Source organism: Dyadobacter alkalitolerans DSM 23607, from assembly GCF_000428845.1.
Taxonomy (GTDB): domain Bacteria; phylum Bacteroidota; class Bacteroidia; order Cytophagales; family Spirosomataceae; genus Dyadobacter; species Dyadobacter alkalitolerans.
Genome location: NZ_AUAS01000001.1, coordinates 301,448 through 325,501, shown reverse-complemented (window position 1 = coordinate 325,501; position 24,054 = coordinate 301,448). Strand labels below are relative to the sequence as shown.

Annotated in this window: 22 protein-coding genes; 19 read left to right on the top strand and 3 right to left on the bottom strand. The window is 46.2% G+C overall.

The annotated features are described in order from the left end of the window. Window positions 1-116: 116 nt before the first annotated feature. On the top strand, window positions 117-1,643 hold the full coding sequence (locus tag G395_RS0101420; protein ID WP_026628418.1) for a S8 family serine peptidase: 1,527 nt from the start codon (window positions 117-119) through the stop codon (window positions 1,641-1,643). Here the strand turns inward: G395_RS0101420 and G395_RS0101415 are convergent, their stop codons facing one another. Further along, the gene (locus G395_RS0101415) at window positions 1,644-3,239 is read right to left on the bottom strand and encodes a Na+/H+ antiporter (protein WP_026628417.1); all 1,596 of its coding nucleotides are present in this window, start codon (window positions 3,237-3,239) and stop codon (window positions 1,644-1,646) included. A 224-nt stretch (window positions 3,240-3,463) separates the two neighbouring features. On the opposite strand from G395_RS0101415, the gene G395_RS0101410 reads away from it, so the two are divergent. From G395_RS0101410 to G395_RS28375, 6 genes are all read left to right on the top strand, one after another. After that, window positions 3,464-4,723, top strand: coding sequence for a Gfo/Idh/MocA family protein (locus G395_RS0101410; RefSeq protein ID WP_026628416.1), 1,260 nt, complete (start codon window positions 3,464-3,466; stop codon window positions 4,721-4,723). 6 nt (window positions 4,724-4,729) lie between these two features. Then, window positions 4,730-5,683, top strand: a complete 954-nt coding sequence (locus G395_RS0101405; RefSeq protein WP_026628415.1) for a sugar phosphate isomerase/epimerase family protein — start codon at window positions 4,730-4,732, stop codon at window positions 5,681-5,683. A gap of 109 nt (window positions 5,684-5,792) precedes the next feature. Next, window positions 5,793-6,371: a Crp/Fnr family transcriptional regulator gene (locus G395_RS0101400; protein WP_026628414.1), complete on the top strand. Its 579-nt coding sequence runs from the start codon at window positions 5,793-5,795 to the stop codon at window positions 6,369-6,371. Window positions 6,372-6,470: 99 nt separating this feature from the next. Further along, a complete protein-coding gene (locus G395_RS0101395) occupies window positions 6,471-7,112 on the top strand; it encodes a TonB-dependent receptor (RefSeq protein ID WP_157486502.1) in 642 nt (213 codons plus the stop codon). Window positions 7,113-7,124: 12 nt separating this feature from the next. Beyond that, entirely contained in the window at window positions 7,125-7,406 is a 282-nt protein-coding gene (locus tag G395_RS0101390) for a hypothetical protein (protein ID WP_026628412.1), read from the top strand. Window positions 7,407-7,451: 45 nt separating this feature from the next. Then, window positions 7,452-8,645 carry a PKD-like domain-containing protein gene (locus G395_RS28375; RefSeq protein ID WP_051349918.1) on the top strand — a complete coding sequence of 398 codons (1,194 nt, stop codon included), beginning with the start codon at window positions 7,452-7,454 and terminating at the stop codon, window positions 8,643-8,645. 70 nt (window positions 8,646-8,715) lie between these two features. Here the strand turns inward: G395_RS28375 and G395_RS0101380 are convergent, their stop codons facing one another. Then, a complete protein-coding gene (locus G395_RS0101380) occupies window positions 8,716-9,180 on the bottom strand; it encodes a hypothetical protein (RefSeq protein ID WP_026628411.1) in 465 nt (154 codons plus the stop codon). 134 nt (window positions 9,181-9,314) lie between these two features. Between G395_RS0101380 and G395_RS0101375 the strand changes: the two genes are divergently transcribed. The 5 genes from G395_RS0101375 to G395_RS0101350 all read left to right on the top strand — a co-directional run bounded on the left by G395_RS0101375 (window position 9,315) and on the right by G395_RS0101350 (window position 16,022). Continuing rightward, window positions 9,315-10,550, top strand: a complete 1,236-nt coding sequence (locus G395_RS0101375) for a spore maturation protein (protein WP_026628410.1) — start codon at window positions 9,315-9,317, stop codon at window positions 10,548-10,550. Window positions 10,551-10,667: 117 nt separating this feature from the next. Further along, a complete protein-coding gene (locus tag G395_RS0101370) occupies window positions 10,668-12,161 on the top strand; it encodes a TolC family protein (RefSeq protein WP_026628409.1) in 1,494 nt (497 codons plus the stop codon). 67 nt (window positions 12,162-12,228) lie between these two features. Continuing rightward, window positions 12,229-13,659, top strand: coding sequence for an efflux RND transporter periplasmic adaptor subunit (locus G395_RS0101365; RefSeq protein WP_026628408.1), 1,431 nt, complete (start codon window positions 12,229-12,231; stop codon window positions 13,657-13,659). Between the two features lie 161 nt (window positions 13,660-13,820). Further along, complete coding sequence (locus tag G395_RS0101355) at window positions 13,821-14,828, top strand: NAD(P)H-dependent glycerol-3-phosphate dehydrogenase (protein WP_026628407.1); 1,008 nt, start codon at window positions 13,821-13,823, stop codon at window positions 14,826-14,828. 57 nt (window positions 14,829-14,885) lie between these two features. Beyond that, the gene (locus G395_RS0101350; protein ID WP_084439339.1) at window positions 14,886-16,022 is read left to right on the top strand and encodes a sialidase family protein; all 1,137 of its coding nucleotides are present in this window, start codon (window positions 14,886-14,888) and stop codon (window positions 16,020-16,022) included. On the opposite strand, the gene G395_RS0101345 is transcribed toward G395_RS0101350, so the two are convergent. Next, window positions 16,016-17,158 (bottom strand): DEAD/DEAH box helicase, encoded by a 1,143-nt coding sequence (locus G395_RS0101345; RefSeq protein ID WP_026628405.1) that lies wholly within the window; start codon window positions 17,156-17,158, stop codon window positions 16,016-16,018. The genes G395_RS0101350 and G395_RS0101345 overlap by 7 nt on opposite strands. Window positions 17,159-17,287: 129 nt before the next feature. Between G395_RS0101345 and G395_RS0101340 the strand changes: the two genes are divergently transcribed. The 7 genes from G395_RS0101340 to fabF all read left to right on the top strand — a co-directional run bounded on the left by G395_RS0101340 (window position 17,288) and on the right by fabF (window position 24,052). Beyond that, window positions 17,288-18,880 (top strand): serine hydrolase domain-containing protein, encoded by a 1,593-nt coding sequence (locus G395_RS0101340; protein ID WP_026628404.1) that lies wholly within the window; start codon window positions 17,288-17,290, stop codon window positions 18,878-18,880. Between the two features lie 90 nt (window positions 18,881-18,970). After that, window positions 18,971-19,525, top strand: coding sequence for a DUF2911 domain-containing protein (locus tag G395_RS0101335; RefSeq protein WP_026628403.1), 555 nt, complete (start codon window positions 18,971-18,973; stop codon window positions 19,523-19,525). A 136-nt stretch (window positions 19,526-19,661) separates the two neighbouring features. Beyond that, window positions 19,662-20,930, top strand: coding sequence for a PQQ-dependent sugar dehydrogenase (locus tag G395_RS0101330; protein ID WP_026628402.1), 1,269 nt, complete (start codon window positions 19,662-19,664; stop codon window positions 20,928-20,930). Window positions 20,931-21,078: 148 nt separating this feature from the next. Beyond that, window positions 21,079-21,663: a TetR/AcrR family transcriptional regulator gene (locus G395_RS0101320; protein WP_026628401.1), complete on the top strand. Its 585-nt coding sequence runs from the start codon at window positions 21,079-21,081 to the stop codon at window positions 21,661-21,663. Window positions 21,664-21,732: 69 nt separating this feature from the next. Continuing rightward, window positions 21,733-22,482 (top strand): SDR family oxidoreductase, encoded by a 750-nt coding sequence (locus G395_RS0101315; protein WP_026628400.1) that lies wholly within the window; start codon window positions 21,733-21,735, stop codon window positions 22,480-22,482. Between the two features lie 49 nt (window positions 22,483-22,531). Next, a complete protein-coding gene (locus G395_RS0101310; protein ID WP_026628399.1) occupies window positions 22,532-22,768 on the top strand; it encodes a DUF2798 domain-containing protein in 237 nt (78 codons plus the stop codon). 33 nt (window positions 22,769-22,801) lie between these two features. Further along, complete coding sequence (gene fabF / locus G395_RS0101305; RefSeq protein WP_026628398.1) at window positions 22,802-24,052, top strand: beta-ketoacyl-ACP synthase II; 1,251 nt, start codon at window positions 22,802-22,804, stop codon at window positions 24,050-24,052. The last annotated feature ends 2 nt before the right edge of the window (window positions 24,053-24,054 follow it).

Sequence of the window (24,054 nt, the reverse complement as noted above, 5' to 3'; positions counted from 1 at the left end):
AACTGGTAATTTAATTTGTAAAATTACGTTTATCTTGTTCAATAGTAGAGCGGCAAATTTGCAAAAATCCGTCGCTTTTTTTGATTGACTGATATAACCTAACTATGATCATATTCATGAAAAGATTGTTTCTGCTTGCGTTTGTTTTTGCACCTTTTATTTTGTCGGCGAGTCCGAAATACTGGATTTACCTCAAAAACAAGGACCTGAGCGCCCCACCGGCTGTTTCTGCATTAACACTTGAAAACCGCCTCAAACTTGGTCTAGTCGCTTCGGACGAAATGGACCTGCCTGTAAAGGGCGAGTACGAGCGGGCACTACGAGAGCAGTCTGTCAGCATTATCAATCGTTCCAAATGGCTGAATGCAGTGTCTGCCATTATGACCAGCGAGCAGGCCATGAAAGTGCGTGAGCTGGATTTTGTTCAGGAAGTGGTTCCTATTGACCCGGGATTTTACATTGCCCGCACCCAAGCCATCGAAAAAGCACAAATGGCACCAGTAATGTCGCAGGTCCAGGCCAATGCATTTACAAAAGAGAACATATCAGCCAAAGACGTGACCATAGGGGTGATCGACGCAGGTTTTTATGGCGCAGATTCTTCGCTTTCCCTCACACAGATTTTTAAAAACAAAAGGATTCTGGGCATCCGCGATTATGTAAAGCCAGGCCGCGCCGGAGAATTGCTTTTCAGCACTGCTGAATCGTTTTCGGACATGCACGGAACCGAGGTTTTAGCTGCGATCGCCGGAGTGGATTTTCAGGATGAAATCCAGTATGGCATGGCGACCAATGCTAAGTTTTATCTGGCAAGAACAGATTACTCATTGCGGGAATACAGGGGCGAGGAAGATAACTGGATCGCTGCCATGGAATGGATGGACAGCCTTGGCGTACGTTTGATCAACACTTCATTGGGTTATGCCAAAGGATTCTCAGATCCAAAAGAAAATTATGTCCCTTCCCAAATGGACGGTAAAACTTCGGCTATTTCGAGGGCAGCACAGATTGCATCGGACAGGAAAGGCATTATGCTGATTGTTTCAGCCGGAAATGAAGGTGATGATAAGAGCTGGGAAATTGTTTCGGCCCCGGCTGATGCAAAAGGCGTTCTGGCTGTGGGTGCTACCAATGGAAAACTTTGGAACAGAATCGGTTATAGCAGTGTAGGGCCTGAGTTTTTATCTTATGTAAAGCCTAATGTTTCCTGCTTTTCGCTTTATGGAACCTCATTATCAGCACCCGTTATCACTGGTTTTGCAGCATGTCTTTTGCAGGCAAACCCTAAATTGACAAACGTAGAATTGATTTCTCTGATTGAAAAATCGGCGCATTTGTATCCATATGGAAATAACTTTGTCGGATACGGCGTGCCGCAGGCTTCACGTGCGCTGGCATTGGCAAGAGCGCCTTATCTGCCTGATAATGCAAAGCTTATCAATGCAAAAGGACGCAGCTGCGATGTAGATGTGAATACCGATGAGCAAATGGTAGCGATTTACCGCAAGAAGTCCGAGAAAGATGTTCTGGCGCAACAAGTAGCCAAAGTTCAGAACGGTAAAATCGCATTGAAACGTCAGAATGGCGAGCGCTTCACGACCATTGACCTGAAAAATTATGTGATAGAAGTGGCCTGGGATTGATCAGCCCGAGTTTCTCAGCCTTGCTTCTTCCAGGTCTAATTCTCTTTCTTTCGTCCTTATCAATTCGTCGGAACAGACCTTGTCCCGGCGAATTTTTCTTATCTCCTCGCGCTTAATGCCCACAATTTCCACGAGCATTTTCCGGTAAGCCCTTGCAAAACCAATGGTTGCATTGTTGTCGATATCCAGATAACGCGTGTCGGCCAGCTCGATGATCTTTTCATAGCGGTCTTTCAAAAGTCTGAAAGGCTCGAATTGTGAGATTTCACCTTCATAGTTGGACTGCATATATTCCAGGCTTACCGTGGCCAGGCGCGCATTGATGATCGCTTTTTGTTCGGTCATATTTTCGCCCGGATCTTCGATTTTGAGCAGGCGGATGAGCCACGGAAGGCTTAGTCCTTGCAAAACCAGCGTACAGAGGATCACCACAAATGTGATAAACAAGATCAGGTCCCGGTGCGGGTAAGGTTTTCCATCAAGGGTAAGCGGGATCGCCAGTGCGGATGCGAGGGAAACAACGCCGCGCATGCCGCTCCAAGCCACAATGAACGTCGTCCGCCAGCTTGGCCTGGGTTCTTTTTCCCTTACTTTTTTTGATAATAGCCGAGGTAAATATGTTCCCGGATAAACCCAGATAATGCGGATGATGATGGTAACAATGCTGATAATGACCGCGTAGGAAACTACTTCCAGCAATGTGTATGCTTTCAGCCCGTTTATCACATCCGGCAATTGAAGACCGATCAGGATGAAAACAATGCCGTTGAGCAGAAAAATAACCGTTTCCCAGACATACATGCTCTGCATACGCGACTGGTAAGCGAAGACTTCATGGGCACGGAAGCTCAAAAACAACCCGCCGCTCACCACCGCCAGCACGCCCGAATATTCAAAATGCTCTGCCGCGATATACATCATATAAGGTGTAATGAATGTAAGCGCAGTATCGATGCTCGGAGTGGTTGGGAAATATTTGTGCACGAAATAAAGAATGTTCCCGATCACAAGTCCCACTACAATGCCCATCCCGGCCACTATAAAAAAGTTGACTTCCGCCTTCCAGAGCACAAACTCCCCAGTGGCAACGGTTGCCAGCGCAAACCGGAACACAATGAGCGAGGAAGCATCATTGACCAGACTTTCACCTTCAAGAATGGTGACCACCCTTTTAGGAACTTTAAGTCCCTGTAAAACCGAGGTGGCCGCCACGGCATCTGGCGGAGAAATAACGCCGCCGAGCAAAAAGCCCATCGCCAATGTAAATCCCGGAATAATCGCGCTGGACAGATAGGCAACGGCTGTCGCTGTAAAAAACACCAGACCAATCGAAAGCAAGCCGATCGGCCGCCTCGATTCCCAGAAATCCTTCCAGGAAGTATTCCATGCTGCGGAGTATAAAAGTGGGGGCAGGAATATGAGAAAAACCCAGTCGGGTTCCAGCTGCATATGCGGCATTCCCGGAATTAAACAGATGAGTAAGCCTGCGATTACCAGAAAGATAGGATAGGAAACCCCGATTTTTTCGCTCAGCATGGTGAGCATTGAGACGATGAAAAGCAGGGAAATGATTAATAGTAAATTATCGTGAATCATAGAGGGATGAGAAGTTTCGGAATATAAATGTATACAAAAATCAAAACCAGCGTTATAAGATTTTGTGTGTTAACGAGCACGCAAAATGATTTTTTGGTTCCCTTTTGCTGGAAAAATAACAGATTTTTCTATCTTTATTGCTCCGAAAGATCTGGTATGTATCATATAATCTATCACCTAATCCTTAACTAACAATGAGTACTTCTCGAAGAGATGTTCTGAAAATGGCGGGCATTGCGCTGGCAGGCAGCACATTACCAGCTGTTACTATTCTGAATCCAAACCGCGCGTTTGCAGGTGTTAATGCCGAAACGCTGAAAGTAGGTTTGATCGGTTGCGGCGGACGCGGGTCCGGTGCGGCAAACCAAGCTTTGAAAGCAGATCCTAATGTTGTTCTCCACGCAATGGGAGATATATTCAAAGACAAATTAGATTCTTCATTCGATAACCTGACCAAAGTACACGGCGCGAAAGTGAAAGTGGACGAAGGTCATAAGTTCGTAGGTTTTGATGCTTTCAAAAAGGTGCTTGATTCGGGTGTCGACGTTGTGATCCTTGCAACGCCTCCGCATTTCCGTCCGGAACATTTGACAGCAGCGATCAATGCAGGCAAGCACGTTTTCTGTGAAAAACCTGTGGCCGTGGATGCACCTGGTGTCCGCAAGGTTTTAGAAGCGGCTAAATTGGCAAAACAAAAAAATGTGGCTCTGATGTCCGGCTTTTGCTGGCGCTACCATGAGCCAAAGCGTGCGAGTTTCGGGAAGATCCTGGATGGCGCTGTTGGTGATATTTCTGCAATTTATAACACTTACGATACAGGGACATTGTGGTCTTTCCCGCGCGTACAAGGCTGGACGGACGCAGAATATGTACTGCGTAACTGGACTTATTACACCTGGCTTGCCGGTGACCATATCGTAGAGCAGGCCGTGCACAGCATTGACATGATGTCGTGGGCAATGGGCGGCAAATTGCCGGTTTCAGCAGTAGGAACAGGCGGAAGACAAGTTCGTACGGATTCCCTTTTCGGAAATATTTTCGATCACTTCTCCGTAGTTTACGATTATGAAAACGGAGCAAAAGGTTTCCACCATTCAAGACAGCAAGCCAATTGCGAAAACAGTTATCTCGTAGAAACGATCGGTACAAAAGGCCGTGCTATGGTAAACTGCGCAAGAAACGTGCATGAAATCTTTGGACAAAATCCATGGAAATACACGGGTGCACAGAATGATATGTACCAAACTGAGCATAACGAGCTTTTCGCATCGATCCGTAGCGGTAAGCACGTAAATGATGGTGAATTCATGGCGCAAAGCACATTGATCGCTATCATGGGAAGAATGGCTGCGTACACAGGAAAGCGCGTAACCTGGGATGAAGCAATGAACTCAACAGAAAAATTAGGTCCGGATACTTACAGCTTCGATATGAAGCCGCCGGTTGTTGAAGTTGCTAAACCTGGTATCACAGCGTTTTCATAGGATTTTATGCAAAGAAGAGATTTTCTGAAAAACTCGGCGCTTGCCGCAACCGGCGTTGCGGTTGGTGCTGCCACAGTTGGCACTGCATCGGCTGCTAATGCATCAGTGCTGACAAATCCTGGGTCACCCATCTTAACGCCTGCTAATTCATTGGCCAGACCAATGGTGAAAAAGAGCCTGATGTGGGGGATGGTAAAAGAGGATTTGTCTGTAATGGACAAGTTTAAATTGCTAAAAGATCTAGGTTACGACGGCGTGGAGCTGGAATCTCCCGACAAACTAGATATGAAGGAGGTCCTCGCGGCCAGAGATAAAACCGGTTTGCTGATTCCCGGCACTGTTAATTCAATGCACTGGAAGCTGCCATTGTCGGATCCCGACCCGAAGAAAAGGGAAGAATGCGCCAAGTCCATTGAAAAAGCGTTGTGGGACACCAAAGAATATGGCGGGAACACCGTGCTGGTCGTGCCAGGTGTGGTTAATGCAACTGTAACTTATGGAGAAGCCTATGAACGTTCACAGGCCGAGATTCGCAAGCTGCTTCCCATAGCGGAAAAAACAGGTGTCAAAATAGCGATTGAGAACGTTTGGAACCAATTTTTGCTAAGTCCACTGGAAGCGGCAAAGTATGTCGATGACTTCAAGCACCCCATGGTTGGCTGGTATTTCGACGTCGGAAATGTGCTTCGCTACAGTTGGCCTGCTTCCTGGATCGAAGCGTTGAATAAGCGCATTTTAAAGCTCCATTTGAAAGAATTCAGTTTTAAAAAACAAAACGACCTGGGTCTTTGGAAAGGTTTCGACGTCGAGTTTATGGAGGGTGATAATAATTGGCCCGAAGTAAACAAAGCGCTTCAAAAAATTGGATACTCAGGCTGGGCATCGGCAGAAGTTGCTGGCGGCGACCGGAAGCGGTTGCTTACCATCCGGGAGAAGATGGACGAGGTTTTTAAGGCGTGACAATACGAATTGTGATAAATGTAAATAGCCCGGAATTTCCGGGCTATTTTGCGTTATAACGAGAAAATTTATTATTCTTGCTTAATTATTACGACACACTATGCCATTTATGCCTAAACAATTACTTTCCTTCCTTGGGGCCTTTACCCCTATAAGTGACACCGTCAATTCGGATTTCCTGCAAGCGTTCAAACTGATACATGTGCCAAAAGGAAAGCTGCTTCTCTCCGAAGGGGAGATTTGCGACAAACTTTGGTTCGTTAAAACCGGGCTCGCCCGTGGCTGCTGTATTATCCACAGGCTTGGGAAGAGTCAGGAAATTACCGAATGGTTTGCCAGCGAAAACGACTTTTTCCTTGCCTTTGAAAGTTTTGTCTGCCAGGTTCCTTCAAAGGAATACATCGAGACATTAGAACCCTGCCAGCTGATTTGCATATCACGCAAAGATCTGTATCACCTTTACGCCAAACATCCGGAAATGTGCCATCTCGGCAGGATCATTGCCGAGCGTTTCGGCCTTCATGATAAAGAACGGCTTCGCGAAATGCGGCTTCACTCAGCGCAGGAGCGGCTCAATATTTTCCATCAGCAATCCAGGGAACTCTTCCTTCGTGTCCCTCAAAAGTACATCGCCTCTTACCTGGGAATCTCCGAAAATTACGTAAGCAAACTCAAAGCCAAACGCTGATTTTTCTGGGTTTTTGTAGGAACGAAGCTGGGGTTTTCGTGCGTGCTGTATGATTTATGGATGTTTTATTTGTACCAATCAAATAAACATCTAAAAGTCATGATGAGAACATTTATCCTTCTTCTAGCCGGGACGCTCTGGCTGAGTATTCATGTATATGGACAGGAAAAACCTCCTGAGACAACAAAAAAAGCGAGTAAGGAATTTAAGGATTACAAGTGGGATGCTAGTATAGGCTTGATTGGTTGGGTAGGGTCTTTTGGGAATCTAATGATCCGATATGCTCCAAAATCAAAAGGCGCTTACCGGTTCTCTCTCGAGAATTATGATTCGAGTTTAGGTAAGGACTATTACTATGCAGATTCTGCGGGTAATGCTGTGCCTTATCGCTTGATGGATAACTTCAATGCGGCCGCAACGCTTGGATACGAATTTCGGCGAAACTCCGGAAAACATCAACTCTTTTACGGCGCTGATTTCCAGTTTTCATATCATAAGTCGCACGATCAAAGGTACGACCCCTTCCCAAACCAGACATATGGCTTTGGTCTCAATCCTTTTGCAGGAATCAAATACAGGATTATAAATCGCCTCTCCATCTCAGCCGAAACCGCCTTGATATTCAAATACAACATCGAGCAGACTCTCCATGCCGACAAGGAAACGACAAGGTCAAGAACACGGTATTTCAATACTTATTTCAATGCCGTAAGGATAATCAATGTCACTTATCATCTTTAAACCAATTTCGCCATGAAAAGAATTGATCTGAATTTTTGGTTAGCTATTATATGTCTCACTGCCGTCAATTCGGTCTCCGCCTTGTGCCAGAAGGCTGCTATTGTTTGCGAAGGGCCTGCCTTCACGTGTAGCTATGCACTTCCAAATCAGGTTGCGCATAAATATTCAGTTAGCATGACGGAGTTTGACAAATGTGGTAAAGGAAAAGATTGTAAATACAACTGGGAGGTTACCAATGGTGTCATTGTCGGTGGTACTGTAATTAGTCCCTCAAAGTATGGTGGTGACGGTTAAACATCTATTGAAGTCGTCTGGAATAATTACAATGGCGATGGCATCTTGAAGGTTACGTCTGGCGTGCCTGCGAGCCAGGCTGATAATTGCACATCCTGTCCCCCTGCGCTTAGTGTCACTAAAAATATCCCAATCAAATACCTGGGCACACCTGGCAACATTAAGATCAATAACATTGCTTATGCCGGCAGTTATCAGCTGGCTTGTGGCAAGACGCCGATTACGGTTTCGGTTCCTGCTGTGATGAATGCTACGAATTATACCTGGACGTATCCGGCTGGCTGGACACATAGTGGCAGTGGAAATACGATTACGGTGACGCCGGGTGCAGGCTCTGGCGGTGTTATTAAAGTGATTGCTAGCCGAAGCGATGTTCCGGGGCTGGCAACTTCCTCGCAGCTCACCATTACTCGCCCGCTCCCAACAGTTCCGACCATCAACTCCGGTCCCATCCTCCTATGTGCTCCCAAAGACATTACTGCCTCTGCTAGTAATGCAACTACATATAATTGGGTTGCTTCTGGTGGGATAACGGTTAGTTCGCCGGGGAATACGAATACGGCGCATTTGACTGGAGTGAGCGATGGAACGGTGAAGGTTTCGGCTACGAACTCGGTTTGTGGGGTTACTACGGCTTACAGCACGCCGGTGCAGGTGAAACGGAGTGCGCCTTTGCCGGGTGCATTGCTCGTCACGGAGAATGGTGGCGGTTCTCCGGATTTCATGTGTAACGGCGCGGGCGTTTCGTTGAATGCTTATACCAGCGAGCCGGAAACGAAGTTCAGCGTCTGGACCACCTCCGATCCTGCGAATACGATTATTAACTCTAATGGTGGCACGGCTTACTTCAATTCCTATGTCAATAATTGCTATGGCGTGGATGTGACGGCAAGCAATTGTTTTGGATCGGTGAAGAAGGGTGTTACGATATGCGTGGACAACTGTTTGGAAAATGGCCCGGTCTATGAAATTTACCCTAACCCAGCCAAGGACTTCATATACATTACATTTGAAAACAAAGCTGAAAACGACGTGCTGCCTGAAATGGTGAAGCTTTTCAGCGAAGCGAGTACGAAGGAAGTGAAATCCGTTTCAGAAGAGGAATTTGTCATAGCCGATGACCTGAATGATAAAAAGACGATTTCTATTCCGGTGGGCGATCTGCCGAGAGGCACGTATTATCTGCAAATCATTCACGACAAAAAAGCTGGGGAGAATGTGCGGGTCGTGTTGAATTAACTTTTTCTCACATATGAACGACAAAAGAGCCTGAATACCAGGCTCTTTTGTGTTTGAAAAACTTTTTTATTTATTTCTTCTTTTTATACAGTGTTCTTGCGTAATGCTTAATGGTGGAGATCTTCAACTCCTGATTCTTCACCTGCACCAGCTTGTATTCTTTAAATTCACCCGCTTTATCCAGAAAACCAATGATGCACGATTGCTCTTCTTTTCCTTTGCGGACTTCCACTTTGGGCATAATGCCGAAATTCGGGATCTTAATGTTGTCCTCAGCGTCCAGTTCTTTGTATTTTATTTTGACTAAAAAATCAAAGGTTGATTTTGTTTCGTAGACATCCACGGAAAAGCGCCAGTCATTAAGCGGGTCCTTAACTTTTTCACTGAAACTGGCCACGGGGCTGTTTTCAACCACTTTTCTTTCAGCAGGAATGGTGTCGTTCACGATTTCATTCCTCTGGGCGTCTGTTTTAGTTTTGGTATTTGAATCACAGGCAAACAAGGTGAGCAGGAGTAAAAGGCTGCAATACTTCATTGGAATCAATATTAGGTGGCGATGCGGTTACTACTTTGCAATATACCTTTGTTATTTACATTAAATAAAATATTTTACTTTCGACATTGTAATCAAATCTTTACTAATACTGCCTAGCACCCCGAACCTTCATTATGGCGTTAAATTACATTTTCGTTTCCTTTTTTGTCATTGCTTTCATCATTGCGCTTCTGAAATTTATCCTTACCGGTGATGTGCAGAGTTTTAAGGCAATTACGGAAGGAATGCTGGAAATGGCCAAGGTTGCGGTGATGGACATTGCTTTGCCGCTTACCGGCGTGATGACATTTTTTCTGGGGATTTTAAATGTTGGTGAAAAAGCAGGGATCATTAATGCGCTTGCCAGGTTTATAGGCCCTTTTTTTAACAAACTTTTCCCCGAGGTTCCCAAAGATCACCCGGCAAACGGGCAGATGATCATGAACTTCTCCGCCAATTTCCTGGGGCTGGATAATGCCGCAACGCCTTTCGGGCTAAAAGCCATGCAAAGTTTGCAGGAGCTGAACCCCAGTAAGGATACGGCGAGCAATGCGCAGATCATGTTCCTGGTTTTGCATACTTCGGGTTTGCAGATCATCCCGCTTTCTATCATTGCACAAAGAGCCATTTTGGGCGCAGAAAGCCCTTCCGATGTATTTATTCCCTGTGTAGTAGGCACTTACATTACCACGGTGATGAGTATGCTGATTACAGCTGCGTGGCAGAAGATCAACCTTTTCAACCGGACCATTATGCTGGGATTGGGCAGTATAACAACCATTATCGCGCTGATGCTGTGGTATTTATCAGGCCTTCCCAAAGAACAGATTGAAACGGTATCCATTTTCGTTGGTAATTCGGTGCTGCTGGGCGTTGTGGCTGGGTTTCTGGCTTGGGGGATGTATCGGAAAATCAATGTATTTGAAACATTCATTGAAGGAGCGAAAGGTGGCTTTACGACATCGGTAACCATTATTCCTTATCTGGTCGGACTGCTTGTTGCGATCAGCGCATTCAGGGCTTGCGGCGCAATGGATTATTTGATCGACGGACTCAAATGGATGTTTGCATCAACAGGAATGAACACCGATTTCACGGATGCATTGCCCGTAGCACTCATGAAGCCGCTCAGCGGAAGCGGCGCGCGGGCATTAATGATCGACGCCATGAAGGAATTCGGGCCCGATTCATTCGTGGGTCGTTTGGTATGTATTTTTCAAGGTTCGGCCGATACGACCTTGTATATTGTTGCGCTGTATTTTGGTTCAGTAGGTATTAAGAACACCCGCTACGCCATCGTAGCCGGATTAATTGCTGATTTAATAGGCGTTTTGGCCGGAATATGGCTGGGATACTTATTTTTTCACTGATATTTTGGCAGCTCTGTACGAATTGCCCTTTACCCTTCCTATGCAACCGTCCGTACAAAATGGATGGCTGTTTTTTCTGGTAAACACTAATATTGATTATCTAACTCTGACCTGCTTATGTTGAAATCGTTACGCAAATCCGCACTGCTGTTTATTGTATTTTGTGTATGTGTTGCGGGAAACACAGCCTTCGCACAGAAAGATACCAGCCAGGCAGCCAACACTTATTCACTCGAAGATTGCATCCGGATTGCGCTGGAAACCAATCCTTCCATAAAAATTTCAGAGCTTACCGTTCAGACCAACGGCAACATTTACGCCCAATCCAAATGGCAGCGCTGGCCAAGCATTAGTTTCAGCGCCAGCCAGGGTTTCAGTTCGGGTAGAAATATCGATCCTTTTACCAACCAGTTTGTACAGCAGAATGTGAACTCGAACAACTATCAGCTGGGCGGGCAGCTTACATTGTTCAATGGTTTTCAGATTAAAAATAATATCAAGTTCAACAATGAAAATTACAAGGCAAGCGCCAAAGACCTGGATGCTGCCCGGAATGACATTATGCTGAATGTTGCATTGTCCTATCTGCAAGTGATGACCAACATTGAGCTGATCGGAGTGGCGAGGCTGCAAGTGGAAGCATCCCAGCTTCAAGTCGACCGGACTGCCAAACTCGTTGAAGCAGGAACGTTGGCAGAAAGCAATCTGCTCGACCTTAAAGCGCAGCTTGCCAACGACGAGCTCACATTGGTTAATGCCGAAAACAACCTTGAAACTGCGAAGCTGAATTTGAAACAGTTTATGAATATGCCCGGCAGCGAGCAGATCAATGTGGTAATGATCAAAGTGGCAGATCCGGCTTTGCAAGCTTATGATGCCACGATCCAGGAGATATTTGATGTAGCCCGTGGTAATCTGCCGCAAATGCAAGCTGCGGAATTGCGCATAGAAGCCGCTAAAACTAACATTGATCTGGCAAAAGGTGCCGCGTTGCCTTCCTTAACATTAAACGGAGGCATTTACACAGCCTATTCCAGCGCAGCTCCAAAGGAACGTTTTGTCTCCGACGGTTCGGGAACCAAGATCACCGAAGTAATTTCGCCGACCGATTATATCATTGTTAACAACCAGCAACTGCCCATAGTCCAGAAAATTGAAACACCAAATGGTGCCCTTCGCACATTCGGTTATCTGGATCAGCTGAACTTCAACAGAAACTCGGCCATTAATCTCAATTTAACCATTCCGATTTTTACCAATTTCAGGGTGAAATACAATGTTGCCAACGCCAAGATTCAGCAAAAAACCTATGAATATCAGGCGCAGCAGGTTCAGTTGACGATCCGTAAAAATGTGGAGCAGGCTTACATTGATATGACAAACGCAGCCAAGCGCTACTCGGCAACCGCCAATCAGGTGCAGGCGTTACAGGAAACGTTCCGCGTTTCACAGGTTCGTTTTGATGTTGGCGCAATCAACTCCGTGGAATACAACATTGCCAAGGCAAATCTCGACAGAGCGAATGGTAATCTTGTTCAGGCTAAATATGATTACGTTTTCCGGACCAAGATCCTTGATTTTTATATGAACCGTCCGTTATCGGATTTTTAAAAAAGGCCTTCATTTTTAGCCTAATGCCTCTAATCCTCAATCAACATTAATTGTAACAAAGTAAAATATGGCACGTAAATCTTCGAAACGGATCTGGTGGATCACAGCAGGCATTGTCGCACTTCTTGTGGCAGGTTTATTTGGAGCAAAACAAGCCGGTTACATTGGCAAGCCCAAAGCAACGGAGGTTGAGTATACCAATGTTAAAAAGACGGATATCATTGAGCGCGTGAGCGCTTCGGGCAAAGTTCAGCCGGAGGTTGAAGTTAAGCTCAGCCCGGATGTTTCAGGTGAGATTATCAGCCTGAATGTTGCGGAAGGCGATTCGGTGGTGAAAGGGCAACTTTTATTAAAAATCCGTCCTGACAACTATGAATCCTTGATGGCCCGCGCACAGGCAGCCGTCAATTCCAGCAAAGCCAACTACGAACAGACAAAAGCAATGGTTTCCCAAGCCGAAGCGCGGCTGTTGCAAGCGAAAGCGAATTTTGACAGAAACAAAAAACTATATAATGATAAGGTGATCTCGGCAGCCGATTACGAGCAATTTGCCTCAACATTCGGTGTTGCGCAGCAGGATGTTGAATCTGCGAAAGCCAATGTTTCGGCCGCATTGTACAACATTAAAAGCGCCGAGGCGAGCTTGAAAGATGCAGCGGAAAACCTTCGTAAAACGAGCATTTTTGCACCCGTAACCGGGGTTGTCTCCTTATTGAATGTCGAAGCGGGTGAGCGCGTGGTAGGAACTTCGCAGATGGCAGGAACCGAAATGATGCGCATTGCAAACCTGAGCAACATGGAAGTGCGTGTAAATGTGAATGAGAACGACATTGTGCGGGTTGCATTGGGCGACACGGCCGAAATTGATGTAGACGCATATAGCGCATCCGGACGAAAGTTCAGGGGAATTGTCAAGGAAATCGCAAATACAGCCGCCGGCTTGGCTTCTGCAGCCTCCACAGGATCAGCCGTTTCCAGTGCTTCTGCCGATGCTGTCACCGAATTTGAAGTGAAGGTGAAGATATTAAATGAATCCTTTGCCGATCTGATGGTTTCCAAATCCAAAAAATCCTACCCGTTCAAACCAGGTATGACCGCCTCGGTTGAGATTATTACGGAACGCAAGAATGGGGTGGTTTCTGTGCCAATCGCCGCTGTGACCACGCGTAACAGCACGCCGCCGGTTGCTGCTGGTGCACGCCCCGGCGAGCAGACGGATCAAGCTCCGGAAGAGGATGAGAAAAAGCCTAAGAAAGAGGAAGCGATCAAAGAAGTTGTGTTTGTGGATGTGAATGGCAAGGCAGAAATGAAGGAAGTGAAAACAGGCATCAGCGATTTTGAAAATATCGAGATTCTTTCCGGCCTTAAACCGGGTGATACTATTATTTCCGGGCCTTACATTGCGGTGTCCAAAAACCTAAAGAACGGCGACCTGGTAGAAAAAAAGAAAGAAGAAGTGAAAAAAGACGAAAAGAAATCAAATGAAAACGCGAACTGATACGTTGTAAAAGGGTAATAAGTTCGATTTAGTTTAGGTTAAAAAAGAAAATCCTTGCGGCTTTGCTGCAAGGATTTTTTATTTTCTGTCAAAATCTTCTCATTTTTGAAAACATTCATTCATATCTAATTTACGCCTGAACACCTTTTCAGGCCTCAAAAATGAGTCTTTTAAACAACATCAAGATCGCCGTGATAGGAGGGGGCAGCTGGGCAACTGCGCTGATCAAAATCCTTTGTGAACAAAATAACGTCCAGATCCGGTGGTGGCTGCGAAACCAGAAAGACATTGAGCATATCCGTAAATTCCATCATAACCCCAGCTATCTGAGCGACGTGGTGCTTTCTCCCAGGAAAGTGAAGGTCTTTGAAAAGACCACAGAAGCCGTCAAAGGTGCTGATTACGTAATCCTGGCAGTTCCTGCCGCATTCATCCAGGAAGCATTGCGCGATCTTTCTTCCAAACATTTGCAAGGAAAAAGGATTGTTTCGGCCATTAAGGGCATGGTTCCTGACCAGAATATGCTTATTACGGACTGGGTTTCCAAAGAATACGGCATTGACCTGCAAGAAACCTGCGTGATAGCCGGCCCTTGCCATGCGGAAGAAGTGGCTTTGGAAAAGCAATCCTATCTATCGATCGCTTCCACGGAATGTCCGAGCGCGGAGGATTTTGCTAAACTGATGACCTGCCGCTACGTGACCGCGAACCCGCTCGACGATCTCTACGGCGTTGAATATGCGGCTGTGATGAAAAACATTGTAGCGCTGGCCTGCGGCATAACGCATGGCCTGGGGTACGGTGATAATTTTCAGGCCGTGCTGGTCTCCAATGCCATGCAGGAAATCGGGAATTTCGTTACTGCCCTAGACCCGCGCGAACGCAACATGAGCTCCTCCGCATATCTGGGCGACTTGCTTGTGACGGCTTACTCGCAGTTTAGCAGGAACAGGCTTTTTGGGAATATGATCGGCCGCGGATATAGCGTCAAGGCGGCGCAATTGGAAATGAAAATGATCGCGGAAGGTTACTATGCCACAAAAAGCATTACCGAAATGAACAAGATCCACGAGGTAAGCCTGCCCATTACAAGTGCCGTTTATCGCATTTTATACGAAGAGCAAGCGCCAGGAATGGTGATGGACGAGTTAAAGAAATTGCTCAAATAATAGCCCGTTCCGTCCAATCCTACGTACATTTTTCAGACATCAATATTTCAACTTCCTATGCGCATTCCAAAAACCCTATGTGCCGGCCTGTTAACCGGTCTTTTGCTTTCCTCCGTCATGCTGACTTCCTGTAACTCGAAAAGTTCGGACAAAGCGGAAAATGAGAATAAAGAGTTAAAGGATTCACTGGCAAGCGATAAGGAATTTGTTTTTGGAGATAAACGGGATTTTGCGCAATGCCATGCATCCACATTGGTAAGGCTGGATAACGGTCAATATCTGATCGCGTGGTTTGGAGGAACAGAGGAGAAGAATCCGGATGTAGGGATTTGGGTTTCAAAAGGCCAGCCGGGAAACTGGAGTGCGCCCAAAGAAGTGGCCAAAATCCGCGAAGACGCACATTGGAACCCGGTTTTGCAAAAAACGTCAGACGGCAAGATTATTTTATATTTCAAAGTAGGAAAAGAAATTGCGCATTGGGAAACCTGGGTGAAAACTTCCACTGATAAGGGTGAAACGTGGTCGGATGCCTATGAGTTGGTAAAAGGCGATAAAGGAGGAAGAGGGCCTGTAAAAGACAAGCTGATCGAACTATCAAACGGCGACTGGCTGGCAGGCGCGTCCAACGAGGTAAATCGCTGGGAAGTTTTTGTAGACAGAAGCACGGACAAAGGTAAAACCTGGAAAGCAAGCCCTTACTTTAAAATTGATACAACAGAAATAAAAGGGAAAGGCGCCATCCAGCCCACCTTGTGGGAATCCAAACCCGGCACTGTGCATATGCTGGTAAGAACAACCGGCGGCGTGATCGGCAGAAGCGATTCTTTTGATAATGGAAAAACCTGGTCGACGATCAAGAAAACATCGCTTCCTAACCCGAACAGCGGCATTGACCTGGCCAAACTGCCAGACGGAACACTGGTGCTCGCTTACAACCCGAATGATAAAGACTGGGGTTCAAGATCGCCGCTTTCACTGATTATGTCGTATGATAACGGTCAAAACTGGACGGATCGCATTGACATTGCAACCGGCAAGAAGGAAGACGAATATTCCTATCCGGCCATCATCAGCTTCGGGGACTCTGTTGCGGTGACGTATACATTCAACCGCCGGAAAATTGCATTCTGGTCGGGCAGCAAGAAAGAGATTATAGAACTGGCGGCAAAAAACAAGACCAAGGCGGCTCAGTAACCCATCAATTCCAGATCATAAGATTCAAGCATTTCAACGCGCTTGCCCATTTTCTTCTGGATAATTTTGAAATGGTGCACGTCTTCCGGGCAGATCAGGGAAATCGCTTCTCCCGACGCTTCTGCCCGGCCCGTCCGGCCTATTCTGTGCACATAATCCTTTGGTGATCTGGGTAATTCAAAATTGATCACATAAGGAAGAAACTGAATGTCGATTCCGCGGGAAACAAGATCTGTGGCAACAAGCACGGTCAGTTTCCCTGCTTTGAATTTGTTTAATGCTTCGGTCCGGGCGCCCTGGCTTTTCTTACTGTGCATGGCCATCGCCTGTATTCCGTTCTTATTCAGTTTTTCAACCAGGTTATCGGCCGTTCTCGTTGCCGAAACAAATACAAGAACTTGCTTCATTTCCTGCGTTTTAATTAGATATCTCAGCAACGGTCCTCTGCGGTCCGGATCAACGAAATAACCCGTTTGCTTGATCAGATCCAGGTTTTGTTCTTCTTCCTCAATCTCAATGCGCACCGGGTTTCGGAGCTGCGTTTTATTGATCTGGTCAACTTCTTCTCCTAATGTGGCCGAAAACAGAATGCTCTGGCGTTTTTTGGGCAAAAGAAAAAAGATGTCCTTCATTTCCTCGGCAAAGCCAAGGTTCAACATTTTATCAGCTTCATCGAGGACTAAAATCTGCGTTTCTGAGATATTAAGCGCCTTGTGGGACAGCAAATCAATTAACCGGCCGGGCGTTGCCACCAGAATCTCAACACCTTGCAAACCAATCATTTGCGGATTGATCGAAACGCCTCCATAAACAGCCAATGTCTTCACCTTCCGCGGAAGCCTTTCGCCAAATGTTTGAAAAACAACGGCAATCTGCACCGCAAGCTCGCGTGTAGGCACCAGGACCAATGCAGAAATATGCCTGTTCGGAGCAGCCGGTTTTTTTTGAAATAATTCCAGAATCGGAAGGACAAAGCTGGCCGTTTTTCCCGAACCCGTCTTGGCAATGCCCAGCACATCATTTCCTTTCAAAATAGCCGGAATTGCTTCCTGCTGAATTGGATAAGGTTGAGTATAATTCTGTTCGGCAATGGTTTTTAATAATGGTTCGGACAAGCCAAGCGATTCGAAAGACATAAAGTGCTGCGCAGTTGGTCAAAAATATTTTTGTAAGCACAAAGATACCATTACCGCAGACAAATCGTCCATGCCCAGTCCGCAGCCACCCGACCATTTGACTTTTCTGAACATTTATTCTCCATAGACATGTCTTACAATCGCAGGGAATTTCTACAACAACTTGGATTTGGTGCATTACAATTAGGCATAATCAGCGCAATTCCGGCATCGGCCTGGGCTGCAACGTTACATTCCGGTTCTTTACCACGCAGCTCACCTGAATTGCAGGGATTATCGGCTAAAAATATTCTGGATTTCACCAACGCTGTAGAGGCGGACAAGCTTAATTTGCACAGCTTAATGATTTTACGTCAGGGAAAAGTCGTTGCGGAAGGCTGGTGGGCGCCCTATGGGCCTGATATGAAGCATACGTTATATTCGCTGAGCAAAAGTTTTACTTCCACGGCCATCGGATTGGCAGTGGGAGAGAAGAAATTAAGTGTTGAAGACAAAGTTTTATCATTCTTTCCGGACGACAAACCGGCAACAGTGAGTGCGAATCTGGCCGCGATGCGGGTAAAGGATCTGCTTACCATGTCTACCGGGCACGATAAGGATGCCACCGGGCCTGTCAGGGAATCCAAGGAAAAGAATTGGGTAAAAGCATTTCTATCCTTGCCCGTGGAGCACGAGCCGGGGACATTTTTTGTATACAACAGCGCAGCAACGTATATGCTGTCCGCAATCATCCAGAAACTAACCGGCCAGACATTGCTGCAATATCTGACGCCGCGCCTTTTCGAGCCGCTGGGCATTGATGATCCGGATTGGGAAGTGGATCCGAACGGCATCAATACGGGAGGCTGGGGACTTCGGGTCAAGACCGAGGATATTGCCAAATTCGGCCAGCTTTATTTGCAGAAGGGACAGTGGAATGGCAAGCGTATTCTGTCCGAAGCGTGGGTTGAAGAAGCCACGCGTTCTCACATCATGTCTAAAGGCGGAGCCCGGAAATCGGAAGAAAACGATTGGCTGCAAGGTTACGGTTACCAATTCTGGCGTTGCCGGAACGATGCTTACCGGGGCGATGGCGCTTACGGACAATATTGCATAGTGATGCCGAAGGAGGATATGGTGGTGGCAATTACCAGCGAGACAGGTGATATGCAAGCCATTCTCGACCACGTTTGGAACCACGTTCTTGCATCTGTGAAGTCGGAGCGCGTGCAGTCGGATAAGGATACGCAGGCGGAACTGCAAAAGAAATTAACATCACTCGCATTGCCGCTAACGCCTGGGAAACCAACCGCCGAGCTGGCGACAAAACTTACCGATAAAAGCTTTAAAATAGCCGATAACAGTTTGAAAGTGAATAAAGTATCCTTTGAATTCGCGAAAGGCTGGTGCTTGTTCCGGTTATACGACGATAAGGGGGAGCATTTGATCGTGAATGGATTGGGTAACTGGAAAGTCGGGTTAACGGATCTTTCCGTCATGCCTTTGAAGCTTGTACTAACACCTGTTCCCGGTGAAAAGCTGACCAAAGTAGCCGGTAACGGAGCCTGGGTCGACGAAAACACATTCGAAATGACCTGGCGCTTCATCGAAACCGCCCACTACGAAACCATAACCTGCAAATTCGAAGCCGATAACGTAAACATTGAATTCAAACGCAGCCTGGCTATCCTGGGAAAAACAAAAGATTCCCGCCCTGTTTTAACCGGGAAGATGATGGGTTAATCGATATAAGGATATACAGCTTAAATGCAGGCACCATTATAAAAAGTGAAATTGCCCAAATCGGAAACTAATCCAACTAAATCTACTTGTATGAAACACAAAATTCTTCTTTCTCTGACATTTATCTTGATCGCTTTTACTGCTCAGGCGCAGAAGTTCAGGCCTTTGGATAAAAGTCCGCGTGATATTGCTTATTTCCCGGATCACTTTGCGCATGACCGGAAAGATGGCGAAAAGGCTTTGGTAAAAGTCTCGTATAGTCGTCCGTTTTTGAAGGGAAGAGAGGTCTTTGGTAAGCTCGAACCTTATGGAAAAGTATGGAGAACAGGCGCTGATGAAGCAACCGAGATCATATTTTACCAGGATGCGACATTCGGTGGCAAGAAAGTGAAAGCAGGCACTTATTCGCTTTTCTCGATTCCTGGCGAAAAAGAATGGACCGTAATCCTGAGCTCGGACCTGGATTACTGGGGCGCTTACAAATACAAAGAAGGCAGCGATGTCCTTCGTGTGACGGCTCCTGTGAAAAAAGCGGAAGCACCGATCGAGAACTTTTCTATCGTATTTGAGAAAGTTTCAGACACTTCTGCCAAGATGTTTATGGGCTGGGCCGATGCAGTGGTTGAGGTTCCGGTTAGTTTCTAAACTGCTCTTTAAGCGGTGAGTTACTAAGCAAAAGGACGAAATATGCTTGAATAGCAAAGTGGCATCATTATTGTAAAAAGCAGATCACAGGTTGAGAAACCGATGATCTGCTTTTTACTTTTAACACCATCACCGAATGAAGACAAATTGCCTCATAATTGCGTGCACATGTCTGGCCCTCACGCTGGGAGGATGCAGCACCAAAGTAAGCGATGAAGAAAAAGAAGCCGCCGCAAAAAGTGGCCCTGATTCAGTTGAAACAGTTACAGACAGCCTTACATTACCAGCACCATTTACCACCGAGTCGGTTGAAAACAGGCCTGAGGAAGCGGGCTGGCCGGATGGCAAAATGCCGACGGCACCATCAGGTTTTACTGTCAGCAAATATGCAGATAAGTTAAAAAGTCCGCGCTGGACTTACGTTGCACCGAATGGTGACGTTTTCGTTGCGGAATCCAATACGAAAAAGAGCGCAGATAGAATCACAATTTTACGTGATGTCAACAACGACGGTAAGCCTGAAATCAAAGAGATTTTCATGGAAAATCTGAAACAGCCATTGGGAATGCTGGTGCTCAAAAATTATTTCTATGTGGCCAATACCAACGGCGTTTTCAGATATCCTTACAAAGGAGGGGAAACCAAAATAACGGCCAAAGGCGAAAAAATCCTTGATTTGCCAGCTGGCGGATATAACAATCACTGGACAAGAAACTTGCTGGCTAATGCGGACGGGTCTAAAATCTATGTTTCGGTAGGATCGGCCAGTAATGTGGCGGATCATGGCATGGATGAGGAAAAGCGCAGGGCCAATATTCTGGAAATAAATCCGGACGGCTCGGGGGAAAGAATCTATGCAAGCGGCTTGCGTAACCCGGTTGGGATGGATTGGGCGCCTGGTTCTAATGTGCTCTGGACGGCTGTAAATGAGCGGGATAAGCTCGGTGACGAGCTGGTGCCAGATTACGTTACAAGTGTGAAAGAAGGCGGTTTTTACGGCTGGCCGTACGCATATTTTGGGAAAAATGAGGACCCGAGGAGAAAAGGGGAACGCCCTGATCTTGTTGCCAAAACGCTTGTGCCCGATGTGCCGTTAGGATCACACACAGCCTCACTAGGACTCGCATTCTATGACAAAACACAGTTTCCTGCAAAATACCAGAACGGTGCATTCATAGGCCAGCATGGATCATGGAACAGCTCGAAACTAACGGGTTACAAGGTCGTTTTTATACCATTCAAGGATGGCAAACCTGCTGGAAAGCCCGAAGATTTTCTAGCTGGATTTATAGAAAGCGAAAAGAAAGTGTACGGCCGCCCAGTGGGAGTGACCGTAATGGAAGATGGTTCGATGCTGGTCAATGACGATTCGGCCGGGACGATCTGGCGTGTTAGCGCTAAGTGAAAAAATTAGGCATAGGAGATAAAATGGCGGCCTGGTTGCGAAACCTGGCCGCTTTTTGTTTTTTGATAAAATAAACTAAAAAATAAAGGAAGCTTTGCTTGTTATAATATACCAATCGGTATATTTTTGTGTCGTTAATTTAAAGCACATGAATAAGGCAGAAAAAACCAGGCAATTTATCATTGAAAAAACGGCGCCGATTTTCAATGTAAAGGGCTATTCGGGAACTTCAATCAACGATATGATTGAAGCAACCGGCCTGACGAAAGGAAGCATTTACGGGAATTTCCGTAACAAGGACGAAGTGGCGCTGGCGGCTTTCGATTTCAACTTGAAGAAAATGTTCACCGCTGTTCAGGCTGAAATGGATGCGCAGAAATCGGTGAAGGAAAAGTTGCTGGTGTATGTGCGCATTTATGAGAACTTCCTGACTTACCCGTTTCCCGAAGGCGGCTGTCCCATTCTCAACACTTCTATCGAAGCCGACGACACGCACCCGCCGCTGCGACAAAAAGCGGCTGACGCCATTTATTCATGGAAAAATAAAATCGAAGCCTTGATTAAAAAAGGGATTGTAGATAATGAGCTGAGCGCCAATCTGGAACCGGAAGAAGTGGCTATCACATTGATCGCATTGGTTGAAGGAGGCATTATGATCAGTAAAGTTACGGGTAAGCTGCAATACAGGACGGCGATAATGAAAGCAGTAAAAAAGATGATTGACGATTTGTAACTATTTTTTTAATAATAAATATACCGATCGGTATATTTTAATATTTGATTTATTTAAACAAAAGCAAAAATGAAAACGACGGGAAATACAATTTTGATCACGGGAGGAAGCGCTGGAATCGGATTTGAGATAGCGAAGATTTTTTCGGAAAAAGGAAACAATGTGATCATCACGGGCAGAAACGAAGCGCGGCTCAACAGCGCCGTGGCGAAACTGAAAAACACAACGGCCATTGTGAGTGACGTTGCTGACAAGCAGGATGTGGACAAGCTGGTAACAACATTAAAAAGCGATTTTCCAGACCTGAACATTGTGATCAATAACGCGGGCGCGGCATCTTATTATCTGCTCGATAGCGTGGACAATGTTTACGAACGGGCAGAGGAAGAAATTGTGACCAACTACTTATCAATTGTCGGGATAAATCAAAAACTGGCGCTACTGTTAAGCAAACAGGCGGAATCCGCAATCGTCAATGTTTCAAGCATTGCAGCTTACGTGCCCAATCATGTGATCCCGACTTATGCCGCGAGCAAAGCAGCATTGCATTCCTACACGCAATCACTGCGGTTGACATTAGCAAAAACAACTTCCACAAAGGTTTTTGAACTAATGCCGCCATTGGTTAACACAGATTTTTCAACCGAAATCGGTGGAGAAAATGGCATTCCGCCACGCGAAGTAGCCGAGGCTTTGGTTCATGCATTTGAGACAAATACATACGAAATCCGGGTTGGCAGGACTGCCGAGCTATTTGGATTATTCCTGCAATCGCCAGACCAAGCGCTGATGGCAATGAACCCGGGAAGTGCAGCCTGATATTCGCATATCAACCGGTGACAATTTTAAAACTAAATAAAAAGAGAAAATGAAGCGGAAAATTGCGTTTGCCATGATTATGGGAGTGATTACTACGGGTATAATTTCCTTCAGTTTGGTTTCTATAAATATTGGATTTGTTGCCAATTTTTTGGTGATTTGGCTGAAATCCTGGATCATGGCCTATATGCTGGTCATCCCGGTGATACTAATAGTTGGTCCAAGAGTGCAAAAAATGGTGGAAGCCTTATTCAAAGATGCAGTGACTCAGGAGTTTGACAAATAACGCCTGATGTTGTCGAGAAAATTCTAAATTTTTATGAGAAGAGTAGTTGTTACTGGTTTGGGAGTTATTTCTCCCCTCGGAAATTCCGTAGATGAATTTTGGGAAAATATTGTGAATGGTAAAAGCGGTGCTGCTACCATTACGAAAATGGATGTTTCTAAGTTTAAGACGCAATTCGGCTGCGAAGTACGCAATTTTGTTGCAGAGGATTATATCGATAAAAAAGAGCTGAAAAAATACGATCTGCACACGCAGTATGCCATTGCTGCATCGGATACGGCCATCAAGGATGCCGGGCTGGATTTCAGCACCGTTGAATTGGAAGACCGCTACGATATGGGCGTGATCTGGGCGACAGGAAACGGTGGAATGGGCACTTTTGAAGATCAGCTGCTGGAATTCCATGCATCGAATGGTGTGCCGCGTTTCAGCCCTTTCTTTATCCCAAAAATGATCGTGGACATTGCAGCAGGCGTTATTTCGATCCGCCACAAATTACACGGTCCCAATTATTGTACAGTTTCTGCTTGTGCATCGTCCAATACGGCGGTGATCAGCGCATTTGACACCATTAAAATGGGCAAGGCGAAGCTGATGATCGCGGGTGGTTCGGAAGCAGCGATCATTTACTCTGCATTGGGTGGATTCGGTGCGGCGCAAGCGTTGTCCAAACGCAATGATGCGCCTGAAAAAGCATCCCGTCCGTTCGATAAGGACCGTGATGGTTTCGTAATGGGTGAAGGAGCGGCCGCTTTGGTTCTGGAAGACCTGGACTATGCAGTGGCCCGCGGAGCAACCATTTATGCTGAAATTGTCGGAGGCGGCATGGCGGCAGACGCTTACCATTTAACGGGCACGCCCCCAGACGGAATGGGCGCAGCGCTGGGCATGAGAAAAGCTTTAAAAGAGGCCGAGATCACACCCGACAAAATTGATTACGTAAATGCGCATGCTACGTCCACCGGGCTGGGTGATATGAGCGAGCTGAATGGTATCAAAACTGTTTTTGGGGATCATCCGGTGGCGATCAGCGCTACAAAATCAATGACCGGACACTTGTTGGGAGCTGCCGGAGCCATTGAAAGCATTGTGTCTATCCTGGCTGTGAAGCACGACATTATCCCGGGAACGATCAATACGGAGACGCTTGATGAGGCTACGCCGGAAGGGCTTAACATTATACTTGGCGAATCTGTGAAGCAAACCGTGAATTATGCGCTGAACAACACATTTGGCTTCGGCGGTCACACGGCGACTTCTATATTCAAAAAATACACGGAGTAACC